General features: G+C 37.4%; 13 protein-coding genes. 6 read left to right on the top strand and 7 right to left on the bottom strand.

Annotated elements, in window-relative coordinates; translation table 11 throughout:
• Positions 1-15 precede the first annotated feature (15 nt).
• Genes PQG45_RS06025 through PQG45_RS06015 form a run of 3 tightly spaced genes read left to right on the top strand, consistent with a single transcriptional unit; the run spans position 16 to position 3786 of the window.
• Positions 16-876 (top strand): DUF3347 domain-containing protein, encoded by an 861-nt coding sequence (locus tag PQG45_RS06025; RefSeq protein WP_269006890.1) that lies wholly within the window; start codon positions 16-18, stop codon positions 874-876.
• Positions 877-917: 41 nt separating this feature from the next.
• Entirely contained in the window at positions 918-3173 is a 2256-nt protein-coding gene (locus PQG45_RS06020; RefSeq protein WP_316070459.1) for a multicopper oxidase family protein, read from the top strand.
• Between the two features lie 52 nt (positions 3174-3225).
• Positions 3226-3786, top strand: coding sequence for a DUF2911 domain-containing protein (locus PQG45_RS06015; protein WP_130895635.1), 561 nt, complete (start codon positions 3226-3228; stop codon positions 3784-3786).
• A gap of 640 nt (positions 3787-4426) precedes the next feature.
• On the opposite strand, the gene PQG45_RS06005 is transcribed toward PQG45_RS06015, so the two are convergent.
• The 5 genes from PQG45_RS06005 to PQG45_RS11820 all read right to left on the bottom strand — a co-directional run bounded on the left by PQG45_RS06005 (position 4427) and on the right by PQG45_RS11820 (position 13178).
• Positions 4427-4810: a hypothetical protein gene (locus PQG45_RS06005; protein ID WP_161566399.1), complete on the bottom strand. Its 384-nt coding sequence runs from the start codon at positions 4808-4810 to the stop codon at positions 4427-4429.
• 79 nt (positions 4811-4889) lie between these two features.
• Entirely contained in the window at positions 4890-6920 is a 2031-nt protein-coding gene (locus tag PQG45_RS06000; protein ID WP_130895637.1) for a heavy metal translocating P-type ATPase, read from the bottom strand.
• A 22-nt stretch (positions 6921-6942) separates the two neighbouring features.
• The gene (locus tag PQG45_RS05995) at positions 6943-8202 is read right to left on the bottom strand and encodes an efflux RND transporter periplasmic adaptor subunit (RefSeq protein ID WP_130922416.1); all 1260 of its coding nucleotides are present in this window, start codon (positions 8200-8202) and stop codon (positions 6943-6945) included.
• 1 nt (position 8203) lies between these two features.
• The gene (locus PQG45_RS05990; protein WP_315574535.1) at positions 8204-12601 is read right to left on the bottom strand and encodes a CusA/CzcA family heavy metal efflux RND transporter; all 4398 of its coding nucleotides are present in this window, start codon (positions 12599-12601) and stop codon (positions 8204-8206) included.
• Between the two features lie 283 nt (positions 12602-12884).
• On the bottom strand, positions 12885-13178 hold the full coding sequence (locus PQG45_RS11820) for a DUF6660 family protein (RefSeq protein ID WP_391486428.1): 294 nt from the start codon (positions 13176-13178) through the stop codon (positions 12885-12887).
• A gap of 1 nt (position 13179) precedes the next feature.
• Here PQG45_RS11820 and PQG45_RS05985 point away from each other — a divergent pair, with 1 nt between their 5' ends.
• Positions 13180-13356, top strand: a complete 177-nt coding sequence (locus PQG45_RS05985) for a hypothetical protein (protein ID WP_316070458.1) — start codon at positions 13180-13182, stop codon at positions 13354-13356.
• Here PQG45_RS05985 and PQG45_RS05980 read toward each other — a convergent pair.
• Together PQG45_RS05980 and PQG45_RS05975 are read right to left on the bottom strand one after the other, a co-directional pair.
• Positions 13339-14703: a DUF3987 domain-containing protein gene (locus tag PQG45_RS05980; protein WP_315574533.1), complete on the bottom strand. Its 1365-nt coding sequence runs from the start codon at positions 14701-14703 to the stop codon at positions 13339-13341. The two genes, PQG45_RS05985 and PQG45_RS05980, sit on opposite strands and share 18 nt — an antisense overlap.
• A 456-nt stretch (positions 14704-15159) precedes the next feature.
• Positions 15160-15813 carry a recombinase family protein gene (locus tag PQG45_RS05975; protein WP_130895642.1) on the bottom strand — a complete coding sequence of 218 codons (654 nt, stop codon included), beginning with the start codon at positions 15811-15813 and terminating at the stop codon, positions 15160-15162.
• A 244-nt stretch (positions 15814-16057) separates the two neighbouring features.
• Between PQG45_RS05975 and PQG45_RS05970 the strand changes: the two genes are divergently transcribed.
• Positions 16058-16183 (top strand): type I restriction enzyme endonuclease domain-containing protein, encoded by a 126-nt coding sequence (locus tag PQG45_RS05970; RefSeq protein WP_223130146.1) that lies wholly within the window; start codon positions 16058-16060, stop codon positions 16181-16183.
• 24 nt (positions 16184-16207) lie between these two features.
• A complete protein-coding gene (locus PQG45_RS11815) occupies positions 16208-16471 on the top strand; it encodes a DNA/RNA non-specific endonuclease (protein ID WP_391486427.1) in 264 nt (87 codons plus the stop codon).
• The last annotated feature ends 386 nt before the right edge of the window (positions 16472-16857 follow it).

Raw genomic sequence — 16857 nt, 5'->3', positions numbered from 1 at the left:
TAAAATTATTAAAAAATGAAATCAATAAAATTATTGATGGCAATAACATTATTGCTATCCATCTCGACATGTTTTGCAGAAATTAAAAATGCCAAGGTAGAAACTGTTCACATTTATGGAAATTGTTCTATCTGTAAAAAGACCATCGAATCGGCGGCCAATGTAAAGGATATTGTTCAGGTGGAATGGAATAAGGATACAAAAATGGCCTTCCTAACCTATGATGAAAAGAAAACAAATCAGGATGAAATTCTAAAACGAATTGGTTTGGCAGGTTATGATAGCGACAAATTTCTCGCTCCTGACAATGTTTATGCTAAACTTGAAATTTGTTGCCAATATGAACGGACAGGAAAAGTTGTTGCAAAAGTTGAAGAATTAAAAGCTGTAAGTCTTGATGTGGAAGAAAAAGTTGTCATGCCAATTTTAGTAACAAAAACACAAGGAGTGCAACTAAAAGAGGTCTTCGATTCTTATTTTGCAGTGAAAGATGCTTTGGTAAAAACGGATGGTAGCTTGGCAGCCACCAAAGCTGTTTTGCTGTTAAATTCTATAAACGCAGTTAAAATGGAAAATTTAACGAAAGAAGAACATGTAGAATGGATGAAAGTGATGAAAGATTTGATTTTTGATGCGGAACATATTTCGGAGACCAAAGATGCCAGCCATCAAAGAGACCACTTTACATCTCTATCTAAAAACATGTATTCGGTGATGAAAGTCTCAAAACAAGAGACACCAACATATTATCAATTTTGTCCAATGGCTAATAAAGGAAAAGGTGCAAATTGGTTGAGTAAGGAGAATATCGTTAAAAACCCCTATTATGGTTCTAAAATGTTGGGATGTGGTAAAACTGTTGAAACAATAAATTAATGAGCCACTTTATTAAAAATATGGCTCTTAGTCAATGTAACATGAAATTAAACTCTTTAATCGTTTTTTTTAAAACGAATACTTTAATTACAGTTTTTGTGCTTTTTTCAACAACTGTTTTCGCCCAAAAAGTTGTTCGCTATGACCTTTACGTAAAAGACACTTTAGTGCATTTTGCTGGCAAAGAAAAAAGAGCGATTGCAGTTAATGGTCAAATACCAATGCCAACCTTAACATTTACCGAAGGTGATACGGCTGAAATACACGTTCATAACCTACTTAAGGAGGAAACCTCTTTACATTGGCACGGGCTATTTTTACCCAATAAAGAAGATGGGGTTCCCAACCTTACACAAATGCCCATTCGGCCAAATACAACCCATATCTATCGTTTCCCAATCATTCAAAATGGTACCCACTGGTATCACTCACACTCAGGGTTGCAGGAACAAATAGGAATGTATGGGAATTTTGTCATGTTAAAAAGACCGAACGACGACTCTTTTAGGAAAGGAATCGATGACTTACCAACGCTTCCTATTGTACTGAGTGAGTGGACCAATCTCAAACCCGAGAATATTCACAGGATGCTTCATAATGCCAATGATTATCCCGCATTGAGAAAAAACTCCGTTCAAAGTTATGGGGAAGCAATATCAGCAGGTCATTTTAAAACTAAGTTGCTAAGTGAATGGAAGCGGATGTTAGCGATGGATGTTAGCGATGTCTATTATGAAAAAATATTCATGAATGGTAAACCAAGTTCTGAGCTTAAAAGTATCTCAGGAAATGAGTTGAAAGGTGGAGACAAGGTCAGACTAAGAATTTCAAATGGGGGTGCATCATCCTATTTTTGGCTGACTTATGCCGGGGGTAAAATTACAGTAGTAGCAAATGATGGGAACGATGTGGAACCGGTTGAAGTTGATAGATTAATTATTGCGGTTTCAGAAACCTATGATATTATTGTTACTATTCCAGCAGATAAGACTGCCTATGAATTCTTAGCAACGACTGAAGACCGGACTAATTCAGCATCCATTTATATTGGAAATGGAATTAAACAGTTGAAATCACCTTTACCCCGATTAAAGTATTTTGAAGGGATGAAGATGATGAATGACATGATGAAGATGAATGGCGAATTGAATGATATGGGTATGGCCATGAGTTTAAATCAAATGGATATGAATGTGGTGATGTATCCTGAAATAACTGGCGATGCTAAGCCAAAACAAGATGACAATGACCCCAATCGTTATAATGCCAATGCACTGGGAGACATTGTTACCCTGAATTATGCCATGCTGAAGTCCCCTAGCATAACAGCATTGCCCAAGGATGCTCCAGTAAAAGAATTGTACTTTAAACTCTCCGGTAATATGAATCGATATGTTTGGAGTTTAGACAATAGGGTCGTTTCAGAAGCCGATAAAATCCTTATCAAAAAAGGAGAAAATGTTAGAATTATTCTCTACAATGGTTCCATGATGCGCCATCCGATGCACCTACATGGGCATGATTTTAGGTTACTTAACGGTCAAGGACAAAATGCTCCTTTAAAAAACATTGTGGATGTTATGCCGATGGAGACGGATACATTAGAATTTAACGCCAATGTTGAAGGTGATTGGTTTTTCCATTGTCATATTTTGTACCATATGATGAGCGGAATGGGTAGGGTATTAAGTTATGAAAATCAGATGCCCAATCCATTGATTCCTAATCCAAAACTAGCGCAACGGAAACTGTTTGCAGACGACCGCAAGTTTCATTTTATGGCTGAGAATGATTTTGCAACCAACGGTAATGATGGAATGGCCATGTTACAAAATACGAGGTGGAGCATTGGTTCAGAATGGCGATTGGGCTATCATGATTTTCACGGATATGAGGTAGAAACACATATTGGTAGATATGTTGGGAAAATGCAGTGGTTAATGCCATTTATTGGCTTTGATTGGCGTTATAGAAAGTTTGGAATAGATGAACAGGAAACAAATCTATTTGGGCAATCAAATAGTAAGGACCTAAGAAGTCTTGTTACAGTCGGCGTAAATTACACGTTGCCATTACTCATTGTTGGACAAGCTGAAATCTATCAGGATGGAAATATTCGTTTTCAACTTATGAGAGAAGATATGCCTATTACCAAACGACTTAGAGTGAGTTTTATGCTTAACACCGATAAGGAATACATGGCAGGTTTTCGTTACATCGTAAACAAAAACATGGGCATTACATCACATTATGATAGTGATATGGGATTGGGTGCTGGAATAACTTTTTCTTACTAAAAACTTTTTAATTGTCTATTGAGATAATTTAACTTCAATAAAAAACAAAATCATGAAAAAAAACATTGTTTTAAACCTCTTGTTGACATTACCTATTGGCGTTTTTGCCCAACACCAAAACCATCAACCCAAAGTCGATACCAGTCAAACAGCAGTCAAGCCCAAAAGTCCAAAAATGACGGCAATGGCAATGGTAGGCACAAATCATGTACATATAGAATACGGTTCACCGAGTGTGAGAGGGCGGAATATTTGGAATGGTTTAGTTGCCTTCAATCAAGTATGGTCATCGGGAGCTCACAAAGCTACTTGGATAGATTTTGGTCATGATATAATGGTTGAAGGTAAAGTTATTACAAAAGGTAAATATGGATTTTTTACTATTCCTGATAGAGAAACGTGGACTTTGATTTTGAGTAAAACGTGGGATATGCACTTATCGGACGATTATAAAGAAGAAAATGACATCATCCGAATTAAGGTAAAACCCTTCAAAAGCGATAAATTAGTTGAAGCCCTTACGTATGAAGTAATGCCGACCAATGCTAACGAAGGCAAAATAAAATTGAGCTGGGAGTATTTGAGCGTTGAGTTTCCGTTTAAAAATAAGTAAATGATTTTGGGGGAAGAAATGAGCGAAATCAACTAATTTAACCCGTATTGCTATGAATAGTCTTGGTCAGAAAGCACCCAAGGGCTATGGCTGATTAACTAATCCAAAATTCATCTATTAGGAGATTTGCGGGATAAATCATTAATTTTTATCATTGGAAAGCGACATTTACTTCCTCCAATTTACAGGATGATTTCTCTCTTTAAAAAGTTGAAACCGGATTGACTAAAACCAACTCTTGGCACATTCTTGGCACAATTTGAAAACCACAGGTATAACTCTCAACTAAAATAGTCAAAAAACACTAAGCCCTCTACTGGGCTTAAACCAAGAAAATCGATGAATAAAGGAAATAGAGATAGAGTTTAAACGAAAAAAGTCACCATTTCTGATGACTTTTCTAATTGCTCCCCTTACAGACGAAAGATGCAGCTATAATGCGATGATTGAGTATGTGACTATCAGGAAATTAAAGGGCTGAATGCTATATATAAATTCTTTAGCGGTTTTGATATTTTAGTTAAAGAAAAGAGTATGTAAATATCTACCTGGTGCAAGAATGGCAAAACTTCCTGCAATGATAATACCTCCGATATATAACCTAATCATTGAATTTTTGTGTGTTTTAATATCCCCTCGTTTAATTGCAAACCAAGCCTTTGGGACAGTATATATAGTTAAAATGCTCAGAAGGTGAAGTAACCCAAAATGATTGAAAATCCGTTGACCTACTTGAGCTGGTATAAATAAAGTTAAGATGCCTGTAATAATGTTGGGCAAAGTATTTACATTCGGTAAGATTTATTGAAATGAGAATTGCATTTTCTTTGGCAGGTGCAAAATCCGTGTAAAGCCAATTACCATAATGCAGTTCGCTTTCGTCAATGATGCCTTCAATTGCTCCGTTTAAATCGTCTTTGTGTATTGGGCAATACCCATCTTGCTTTGAAGTATAAAAAGCAAATTCAGCCTCTTGCACTGGGGCTGAAAATGGGATGATATTTAATTGAAGTGTCTGCTGCATAACTTACTTGTTGTGTTGTTTATTTATAAATTATATTGATGGTTGGTTCCTCACTTTGTTTTGTTTGAATATTACAAATTTAAAACTTCATCCTTTGTATTCTCACCGCATTCAAAATTGCCAACAGAGCCACACCAACATCCGCAAAAACAGCTTCCCACATGGTGGCTAAACCGCCAGCACCCAATACCAATACAATGGCTTTTACTGCAAATGCTAAAATGATATTCTGAATAACAATGCTACGGGTGGCTTTGCCTATTTTAATGGCGGTTACAATCTTTAAAGGCTGGTCTGTTTGTATCACTACATTGGCTGTTTCTATGGCTGCATCGCTGCCCATTGCACCCATTGCAATGCCCACATCGCTTAAAGCCAATACAGGTGCATCGTTGATGCCATCGCCTACAAATGCAATGATTTTTGTCTTGTCCTGTTTTAGTTCTTCTACTTTCTGTACTTTGTTTTCTGGTAGCAAATCGCCAAAGGCGGTATCTATGCCAATTTGTTTTGCTACTTTTTGGGTAATGGAATTTTTATCGCCACTAAGCATTATGGTTTGTTTAATGCCGTTCAGGTGCATTTGCCTGATGGCTTCCTGTGCATCCTCTTTTACTTCATCGGCTATCAATACATAACCTGTATACTTGTTGCCTATGGCTACCACTACAATGCTTTCTATAATTTCGTCAATAGCTGCATCGTATGTGATATTATATTTCTTTAGCAGTTTTGTATTACCTGCCAATACTTCTTTCCCGTTCACATTTCCCTTTAAGCCATGCCCTGAAATTTCTTCTATCTCTGTCGCCTGGTAAGTTTGTGTTTCGTTCTTTTCATACTCGGCAATGGCTTTGGCAATAGGATGTGTTGATTTGCTTTCTAATGCAGCTAATGTTTTTATGAAATCTGTTTTGTCCATTCCGTTAGTTACAATTGCCTGCACTTTAAAAACACCTGCCGTTAGTGTGCCGGTTTTGTCCATCACAACGGTATTTATTTTGGTCATTAACTCTAAATAATTAGAACCTTTAAACAAAATACCATTTCTTGAAGCCGCACCTATGCCGCCAAAATAGCCCAATGGAATAGAGATAACCAATGCACAAGGGCAACTGATAACTAAGAAAATTAAAGCCCTGTACAGCCAATCATTAAACACATAATTGCTTAGAACAAAGTAGGGAACCACCACCAATGCTACTGCCAAAAAGAAAACGATAGGTGTATAGATTTTGGCAAATTTTCTTATCAGCAATTCTGTTTTTGCCTTTCTTGCAGTAGCATTTTGCACCATTTCCAAAATCCGTGCAAGGGAACTATCGGCAAATTTTTTGGTTACTTTCAGTTCAATTACTTTATCAAGGTTTAGCATACCTGCCAATACCTGTGCTCCTTTATAAATAGATTTTGGTTTGCTTTCTCCTGTAAGTGCTGCGGTATTGAAGCTGCTGCCCTCACTTAACATTTCACCATCTAACGGAATTTTTTCGCCTGCTTTAATTTGTATGGTTTCGCCTATTTCTACTTCTTCGGGTTTTATTTCTTCGTATTTATTATTCCTTAAAACGCTGGCAGAAGATGGACGGACATCTAATAAGGCTTTGATATTGTTTTTTGCTTTATTAACTGCTGCCTTCTGAAACAATTCACCAACGGCATAGAATAACATTACCGCAACACCTTCGGGATATTGACCGATGGCAAAAGCCCCCATAGTGGCCAATACCATTAATGTAAACTCGGTGAAGAACTCTTTTTTAAGACTGGCTTCCCATCCTTCTTTTATTACCGGTAAACCAACAGGTAGGTATGCAATAGCATACCATGCAAGGCGTACATAGTTTGTAAAGAATGAGGGTTTGAAATAATTATCCAACGCAATGCCAATGAGCAACATAACGAAACTGATAATGGCTGGCAGGTATTGTTTCCATACACTACTATGAGCTTGCAATTGGACTTTATCTTGTCCACTATCAATGGTTTTCTTTTTATGCAGCAGTTGTTCTGCACCTGCTTCGGTATAGATTTTTTCTTCTAATGTGCAGCAGGTCATCCTGCCTTGTTCATCGTAAGTATGCTTATGATTTGGGGCTGTATTTATCATTTTATGAAAATTGATTTAGTTATTATTCTTCTTCCTCTTTACCACCACTGGTTTTTGATAATACATAAAATGCACCTTTGGTTGCAATCCTTGCACCTTTCGGTATTTCTTCCAATGGCGTAATTTCTATGTAGCCCAATTCTGTTACACCTGTGGTTACTTCTATCTTTTTAAACTGAATATGCTTTTCAGCTTTGGCTTCTGTATTCTTTTCTGACTTTTCCCCTGCTTCCTTTTTTTCAGCCTTCTCTTTACCTTCGCTTTCCTCATCCACAACCATAAAAATATATTGCTTGCCTTCTGCACTTACCACTGCATCAACAGGAACTGCCTGCACTGTTTGATTACCTACATTAATCAATGCAGATACATACATACCCGGTAACAATTTGATGCCGCCTGTATTGTTGATTTTGGCATGTACAATTACCGATTTGTTTTCATTTTCAAAAGATTGATTGATACCGTAAATAGTACCTGTTATTTGCTTATTGTTCTGATTGGATAGAATGAACTCTACTGTCTGCCCATTCTTTACTTTAAACAAATCCTTTTCATACACCTGCAAATCACAATGAACTTGTGAGTTATCTACAATATCCATTAAGGAGGTTTGCATATCAATATAGCTGCCTGTTTTTATGGGAATATGCCCTATTACACCACTGATAGGTGCAGTGATGGGAATTTGATTTACAAAATTCCCGTTTGCTACAGATGCAGGACTGATGTTTAATTGCTGTAATTGTGTTTCTATCCCTTTCAGCCTTGCTTTATCCGTTTCATATTTGGATGCTGCCTGTTGAAACACTTTTCCTGTACCTGCACTTTTGGTATTCAGTTCCTTTTGGCGTTGGTACTCCTGTTCAGAATAAACAAATTCTTTTTTCAGCATGAGGTAGTCCTGCTGCAACTTCACAATGTCTGTGTTTTCTAATATTGCTACTGTTTGCCCCTGGCGAACATAGTTGCCTTCCAACACTAATATTTTTTTAATGATGCCGGACACCAATGAATTTACATCGGCTTTATTTTGTGGGGGCACTTCCAATTTTCCGCTTGACTTTACCACACTGTTTAGATTTTTCATTTCTATTGTACCTAACTCAATGCCTACGGCTTTCATTTGCTCCTCCGAAACTTCTATGGTTTCTGAATGGGTTTCCTCAACTTTAGTTGTTTCTTTTGTTTCCGTTTTATTGCCCGATTTGCAGGATGTAAAACCGATTGCAACTACAAAGAGTGCAAATGCTATGATTGATTTTATATTTATTGACTTCATTTTATTTATTTCCTTTTAAGTAGTTTAACAATATGATGGACTGATTGAACTGGTTTACTGCATCAGTGTATTGCAGCCGGGTATTGATAGCGGTTTGCAGGTTTTGGATGTACTCCATATACCCAATTTCGCCTTTGGTATATGCTGTGTTGGAAATCCTGATAATATCGTCTGCCTGTTTTAAACCTGTGGTTTCGTAATACTGCAAACCTTCTTTTGCTTTCAGGTATTCGTTGTATTGCACTGCATAACTACTTTGCATGTATAGCAAGGTTTGCTGCCGTTCTGTTTCAATCAACGTATTATTAATTTTGGCAGCTTTTATTTTTGCTTTTTGTGAACCAAAGAATAACGGCACTCCAATACCTACCTGAAATCCTGCTATCCTTGTACCAGGGAAATAATTACGGTTAATTTTTGCTGGGTCAAACCCTTTGATAATAGCCTGATGATAATAGCCCACATTCAAATCAGGAAGTAGCTTGCTTTTCTCCAAATTTATTTGTGATGTACTTACATTCAGCCGTTGATTATAATACTCTATCAGCGGATTTGATTTTATTGCAGCCGTGTCAAACTTGTAATCATCCGGCATCTTGGGTAATTCATTTTCTTTTGGCATTACCGGTTCGGATGTATTCAGCCATTTCTGCAATACCAATTGATAACTGCTTAATGTTGTATTGGCTTGCTTTAATTGCAATTGGTTTTCTTTGTATCTGCTTTCGGCTTGCATTTTCTCCAACTGGTTTGTTTCACCTGTATTATAGCGAAGGGTAGCCCGTTTGAGAAAGTTGCTGTAAATACTATCCTGCTGTTGCAACAGCTTTATTTTTTGTGAACTATAAACCAAATTGTAATAGGCTTCGGTTACTTCTTTTATTATTTCATTCTGTGATAGCAATTTTGATTTTTGTGCTAATAATGTTTCCTGTTTCAGTAGTTTATTTTGATTAGCATACACAGTAGGGAAAGCAATGGTTTGAGTAATGCCTATGCTGTTATCAATATTGCCGCCACTTGTTGGGTCTTGCACTAATTGCAGGTTTGTTTTATCAGGATTAAAACCTGTTTTTTGCAGTACCTGAGATTGCCGAATGTATAGGTCGGCTCCCTTTATTTGCAGGTTATTTTTTAAAGCTATATCAATACATTCCTGTAAAGTTTTTTGATTGCTTTGTGCATAAGATTTTTCTGCAAACAAACTGATGAATGTAAACAGCAACAACACAGCCGCTGTATTGCCGGGGAGTTTTGTTTTTTTCATTTTATTTAGTTTGAAATTAATTTTAGTGTTGAATAAAATGTAGAGTGCAGGAAGTACAAGCAAGGTGAAAAGCGTAGCTGTAATTAAACCGCCAATAACTACGGTGGCTAATGGCTTTTGCACTTCACCACCTGCACCTGTGGAAAGTGCCATTGGTAAAAACCCTAATGATGCAACTGCTGCCGTCATAATTACAGGACGCAGCCTTATGGCTGTACCTTTTCTTACCCTTTCATATATATCGGTAATGCCTTCGTCTTTTAACTGGTTGAAGTAACCAATCAATACAATGCCATTTAATACTGCTACACCAAACAAAGCTATAAAACCAACACCTGCCGAAATACTGAATGGCATACCTCTTAGCCACAAAGCAATGATGCCACCAATGGCGGATAATGGAACTGCGGTAAAAATCAGGAATGATTGTTTTACACTGTTGAAAGTAAAGTAGAGCAATACTAAAATGAGTAATAATGCTACCGGCACTGCAATACCTAACCTTGCCTTTGCTTCTTTCAGGTTTTGAAACTGACCACCATAGGTATAGTAATAACCTGAAGGTAGTTTTAGTTTTTCATCTAATATGGGTTGTATTTCTTCTACCGTGCTTTCAACATCTCTGCCATGAACATTGAAACCTACAAAAGTTCTACGCTGCCCATCCTCATGACTTATTTGTGCAGGGGCTGTTTTGAATGAAATATTTGCTACCTGGTTAATAGGCACTTTGTTGCCTGATGGCAATGGCACATAAAGGTTTTCAATATTGCTGAAGTCTTTCCGCAAATCTTTTTGCAACCGTACTACCATGTCAAACCGTTTATCTCCTTCAAACACAACACCTGCCACATTTCCTGCAAAAGCAGTTTTCAGCACCATGTTTACATCACTGATGTTTAATCCGTATTGTGCAATTTTATCACGGTTATACTCCACTTGTATTTGTGGCAAGCCGCTTATTTTTTCTACAAAAGGTTCACTTACTCCTTTTACATTTTTTATCAAACCTGCTATTTTATTTGCCTGAGCATTCAGTATTTCCAAATCTTCACCATAGATTTTTATTGCCACATCCTGTTTGATACCTGTAATTAATTCATTAAACCGCATCTGCATTGGTTGTGTAATTTCAAAATTTACACCGGGTAAAATGCTTAGTGCTTCTTCCATTTTTTCCATCATTTCTTCCCTGGTATGTGCAGATGTCCATTCTTCTTTAGGCTTCATGGAAAGCATCATATCGGCTCTTTCTATCGGCATCGGGTCGGTTGGAATTTCAGAACTCCCTATTCTTGTTACCGCCTGTTTTATTTCAGGAAACTTATCCTTTAAAATTTTCTCCGCCTTGCCAAATGTTTCTACTACCTGCGTTAATGATGTGCCTTGTGCCATGCTTATTTCAACGGAAAGGTCGCCTTCTTCCAATGTGGGGATAAACTCACCGCCTAAGCTGTGGAACAGGATTAAGCTGCCGGCAAATAATACTACCATAGCAGCCACAATAGTTTTTTTCCAATGCAAAGCCCAATTGAGAAATGGTGTATAAAGTTGTTGCAAGAAATCAATTATTTTATCTGATATATTGCGTTTATGTATTGCCTTTTTACTAAGGAACAATGCACTCATCATTGGCACATAAGTCAATGAAAGAATAAATGCCCCTAAAATAGCAAAGGCAACTGTTTGTGCCATTGGCCTAAACATTTTGCCCTCAATACCAACTAAGGCAAAAAGGGGCAGGTAAACAATCAAGATGATTATTTCGCCAAAGGCAGCACTATTACGGATTTTGGATGCAGCCTGAAATACTTCTTCATCCATTTGCGGCTGTGTAAGTTTTTGCAAATCGACATGATGATGTTTACTCATGTAAATGCGGTGTACAATTGCTTCTACAATAATTACCGCACCATCTACTATAAGCCCAAAATCAATAGCTCCCAAACTCATCAGGTTGCCACTTACACCAAATAAATTCATTAAAATGATGGCAAAGAGCATGGCTAAGGGAATAACAGAAGCTACTATAAGACCTGCCCTTAGATTTCCTAACAGCAACACCAATATAAACACTACAATCAGTCCTCCTTCAATCAAATTCTTTTCTACCGTACCCATTGCCCTGTTTACTAATTCTGTTCGGTCAATAAATGGTTCTATTACTACGCCTTCGGGCAATGATTTTTGTATTTGTGCCATTCGCTGTTTAACATTTGTAATTACCTGTGCAAAGTTTTCACCTTTCAGCATCAGGGTAATACCTGCCACTACTTCGCCTTCACCGTTTCTTGTAACTGCACCGTACCGTGTTGCACTGCCAAACTGTACCGTTGCCACGTCCCGGATTAATACAGGAATGCCGTTTACGTTTTTTACAACTATTTTTTCAATATCACTTAATGACTTTACCAGTCCCAAACCACGAATGAAATAAGCATTGCTGCGTTGTTCTATGTAGCTGCCCCCGGTGTTTTCATTGTTACTCTCTAATGCTTTGTAAATTTCAGGTATGGTAATATTCATTGCATTGAGCTTGTCGTTATCCAAAGCAATTTCATATTGCTTTACATAACCACCCCAACCGCTTACTTCTGCCAAACCTTCTGTACCTGCCAATTGCCTCCGCACAATCCAATCCTGCATGGTACGCAAATCAGTAGCGGTGTATTTGTTTTCAAAGCCTTTTTTGGCATGAATGATATATTGATATATTTCACCCAATCCCGTAGTAATAGGCCCCAAAGTGGGCTCACCCAATCCTTGCGGAATTTGTGCTTCGGCTTCTTTAAGTCGTTCACTTATTTGCTGCCTTGCCCAATAGACATCAGCATTGTCTTTAAAAACAATTGTGATTACGGATATACCACTACGGCTAATGCTCCGCTTTTCAATTACATTGGGAATATTTGCCATTGCCAACTCAATAGGTGTGGTAATAAACTGCTCTACCTCCTGAGCACCTAATGTTGGAGCTTGTGTAATTATCTGTACCTGGTTGTTTGTGATGTCGGGCACGGCATCAATTGGTAACCGCATAGCGGATATAACGCCCCAAATAATGAGAGCCAATGTAAAAGCCCCCACTACAAGTTTGTTTTTTATTGAGAACTGAATTATTTTTTGAAACATTGAAAATTTTATTTGTTTATGAATTTTATGTATTGGTTAATCCTTGCAGCAATAGCGAACAACATCAAGATGCATATTATCGCTATCCCTACCGCTTTGAATACCTGCAATAGAGTAAGCGGTTTACGCTTTTTCTTTTTGCTTTTAATGGACAATTTGTTTTTGATTTATATGATTAATCACGGCTATAAACCGGGAAGCATACCACAACGTAAAATGAATTACATCAAACTATAAAGCCTGATGAATAGCATTAAGGAAACGAAATGTTGTGATTTGTAGATTAACCTATCTTAGGCGGTTGCCAAACAGAATGGAAGTCGTAGGAGTTAAACACTATTTCGTAATGAAACTTCACAGATTGAAATAGCATTTTAGGCATTTTGTATAATGCCAAAGGCTGATAAAAAGCTGATGCAGGACAGTGGGAACAAGTACAGAAGGGAGTACAGGCTTCGTCACCAGTTTGGTGTTGTTGTTGCTGAGTAGTAGCAGAAATCTTTTGCTCAGCCATTACATTACGCTCCTGCCTGTCAATGCATGGAAGGCATGACAGCACCAAAAGGTAAATGCTCATTATGAAGGCAAAAAATTTCATTGCGGCAAATATAAGCAGAAATATGAAAGGTTGTACCCCCAACCTGCAAAACTTGCAAAGTCTTCAAAGTCTGCAAACTCTGCAATGTGTAGAAGGGTTTGAACTGGTGGGGCAAAAAAAAAACCCCGAAGGAACAGTTTCAAATGCGTTGGTATAAACCTGCTTTGATTTTGGTAAGGGTGTACCCGGTTGCAGATTTTAGCACATCATCAACCGTTCTGGCAGATAGCTTAAACTTAGTGCCTATTTCGGTTGCTTCCTTCCTTGTAAATTCTTGGGGCAAAGCCTCAAAGAATTTGCGTTTGCCATCGCCTGAATGAAACTGCATGGTTTCATTTTGCTTGGGTAGGTTATTGAACATTAGTAAACTATGCTCTAAGTAGGTTTGAACTATTAGTAAGACTGTATTAAAATCTTCATCGGTACAAATAATTGTAGCGGTCATTTCTCCGTTTTCAAACTTTCTTAATGCTGATAGTATCATGCAAAGCCTAAAGAAAATTAAACCCATACGATAAACTACCCCTGCTGCATCTTCACTGGTGAAAGTAACAACCTCTGAAAGCATTAAAGGAAATTCTGTATTGATTGTGAGCCATTGTGAGGGGGTTAATTCAATTGTAGTGTGTGATTGTTCCATTAAACTTATCAAGCCTAAAACCTGTTCAGAAAGTGCCTCAAAGTGGTCGTTAAAAACAATGGTGTTGCTCTGAGGTGATGGGTCTTGCCATTCAATTTTATTTTTATAGTTATAGAATAAGAAACGGCTAAACAAACCATCTTCTGCGGATGATAATAACCTGGGGGCTTGTGCAGGTGTGCCTGTTAAGGCCACCGCCAAACATGGGTCGTTTATTTCATCGTATTGGTTATCCGTTTTTCGGGTACTTGATACTGTTTCGTGGTGAAATGCAGTTCTTAGAATGGTTGAATAATCGCCCCAATCCTGTTTTTTTGCTCCACTCATTGTATCGGCTTCTGTTTCGCAAATAATGCCTTTGCCGTCATTGGCTTTTAAGTGTTCTATCATTCTTGCCTTACTGCAATCGGCTGGAATGAATACTATTTTGAAAGGTGGCTTTTCAGGTTTTTCGGGTGCTGGCTCTCCTTTGCTCTTGGTACGTTCCAACTGTTTAAAATCTGCCATTTCATTCTCATGTACTTTTTGAGCATCCCTGCTTTGCTGTAATATCTTCTGATGGTACTTGTCCGCTAATCGCTTTGCATTTTTCAATACTCCTTTGCCACTTGCTGCCGGTGCAATGATGAAAGTGTACAAGTGAGGAAAAACTCTTTCCTGAAAATACACACCAGTTACGTTTGGTAAACAACCGCTAAGAATAGAAATAGCACCAGTAAAGAATACATCTCTTTTACGTTTGTCGGTAAATGCCCTCGCACCTTCTTTAATGATATTAGGCAAAGCCTCAAATACTTCGTCAGGGATTGTAGGAGTAGTTTTTAAATAATCTTCTAAAGGGTCTTCATCTGTTTGAGGGTGCAACTGCTAAGACTATCAATGCGACTCTTTTGACTTGCGATGGAGATTTTGACCACATTCCAAATTCTATGCTGAAGGTTAAGAAGTTTGAGTACGCCAAAATAAACATAATTTGACAGTTGGATGAAGAATTATACCAATAAACATTACAGCTCAAATAGACTTAATCTTGATATTAAAAATATGTACACTAGACTTTTAGATACAAATAGTCCGGCCATAGATAAATTCTGTCAAGAGCATAAATACATTTACCGTTATTTGCCTTTTGAAAGATTTTTGGAGGTACTTCATAAAAAGCAGCTTGCATTCATATCGCCAATAAAATGGAATGACCTCTTTGAGATTTACTGGTGAGTTTTTTGGTGAATTCACTGCATGTAAAAAATCAAACTTGTTACCGGGATGATTAAATTGGAAACGTGGTCCCGGTATCTTCATTTTTAGATGAGCAACAGTTTAGACCGTCAGGATTCCTCTTTTGATTGCTGTCTTTTTAACTTTCAATATGGTGTTGGTTGATGTATTGTTTGTTAGTCCTGATACTTGGCGGATTGATAACCCTTTTTTCAGATACTTTAGTACCTGTGGGTACTTGCTGAGTAATTCCTCTTCTGTTTGAAACGAACCTACCTTTCTCCCGATAGGATTAGTCTTACGGTACTGCTCAAAACCGGAGCGTAATCGTTGAACAATATTATTTCTCTCCAGTTGGTTTAACGTGTTTATGATTTCCAACATGAACTGGGTCATAGGGTTGATATGGCCTTTATCATCCAAGGTCTCTATGTTAAAGTTCTTGATGAATATAGACACCTTCATAGCATTACATTGATTCAATATCTGTAAGACCTCAAGAGAATTTCTGCCGATACGACTAAGTTCCCAAATTAAGATTTTCTGAACGGGATTGTTTTCTATGTAGGTTAACATGGATTGAAGAACTGGTCTTTCAGATGTCTTCTTGGTGCCGGATATTTTCTCCTCAAATATCTGTAAGACCTGATAGTTCATTCTTTCAGCGTATTCCTTTAATTCTTCTGTTTGACGAAGGGTGTCTTGTATCAATGTACTTACCCTTGAAAAGATGACAACTTTGGTTTTTTGTTTCATTTTATGTTTTTAGCCAAAATTAGAGCAGTATTTTGACCGGTGCGGCATCTTTTTCAAGGTTTTTTTGAGACAGTTTTAAATTGAGACATTTTTATCTCGATTGATGAAGTCATTCAATGCTTGGTATGACATGTTTCGGTATTGGTATTCTTTCTTAGCATACTTCCTGTACTTTTTTGCTTCAGGATGGTCGCAACTAATCAATTCAAGAAATTGGTCTCTGGTTAATTGAGATAAAGATGTGATGAGACCAATTGCTGTAAAGAAGATACTTCGTAAACACGGTTATCCACCTGATATGGAGTTGAAAGCAACCGAGACGGTGATAGAACAGGCAAAGTTGTTGGCAACAGATTATTCAAGTAATTAAGACAAGTGCAATTCATTAAGGTTAATTTTCTATTTCTTTTACTATTATTGGTATCATGTGCTAAAGAAGAACCAATCACACCTGATACCGGAGATTACACCCCGACAACATCCAAAGATTATTGGATTCATTTTATCTAATTCGGGGTCATCTTCACCAGTTAGGAGTTTCGCAGTAACTGTTGATGAGATAGAGAAAAGGACAGGTATCGATTTCTTCCCAAAATTGGAAGATGGTGTGGAGAATCAGATTGAAGGAGTTGTTAATTATGGTGGGCGGAACTTATAAGTATTCTTTTTAATCAAGTTTAATCCACTGAATTTGAATATTCATGAATATTCAAAAATATCTTCAGCCAACACATCAACAATTAGCATGAGGAATAACTCCAATGGCATTCCTTTGCCCAAGATAACCCTGTTGCCAATTGGATTAGTAGTGCTCTTGATTAATCCGTAAATAGCATCTCCTTCGGTCTCAATTTCAATAGTGGCATACTCGTCAATGATATATAGCGATTTGAAAATTAACCTTTTGGGGCTTGATTTTGTACTAACCCCCTAATAGACTGGACTAAATTTTAAAAAGAGTTTAGAACCAATTAAATTAGGGAACTATGAAAAGAGAAAGAAGAATTTTCAGTCCGGAGGATCGCTTAGCTATTCTTCAAGAAG

Source organism: Aquirufa regiilacus (assembly GCF_032470275.1).
In the GTDB taxonomy this organism is placed as follows: Bacteria; Bacteroidota; Bacteroidia; order Cytophagales; family Spirosomataceae; genus Aquirufa; species Aquirufa regiilacus.
Note: the sequence above shows the minus strand (reverse complement) of the source record. Positions and strands in the feature narration are given on the sequence as shown.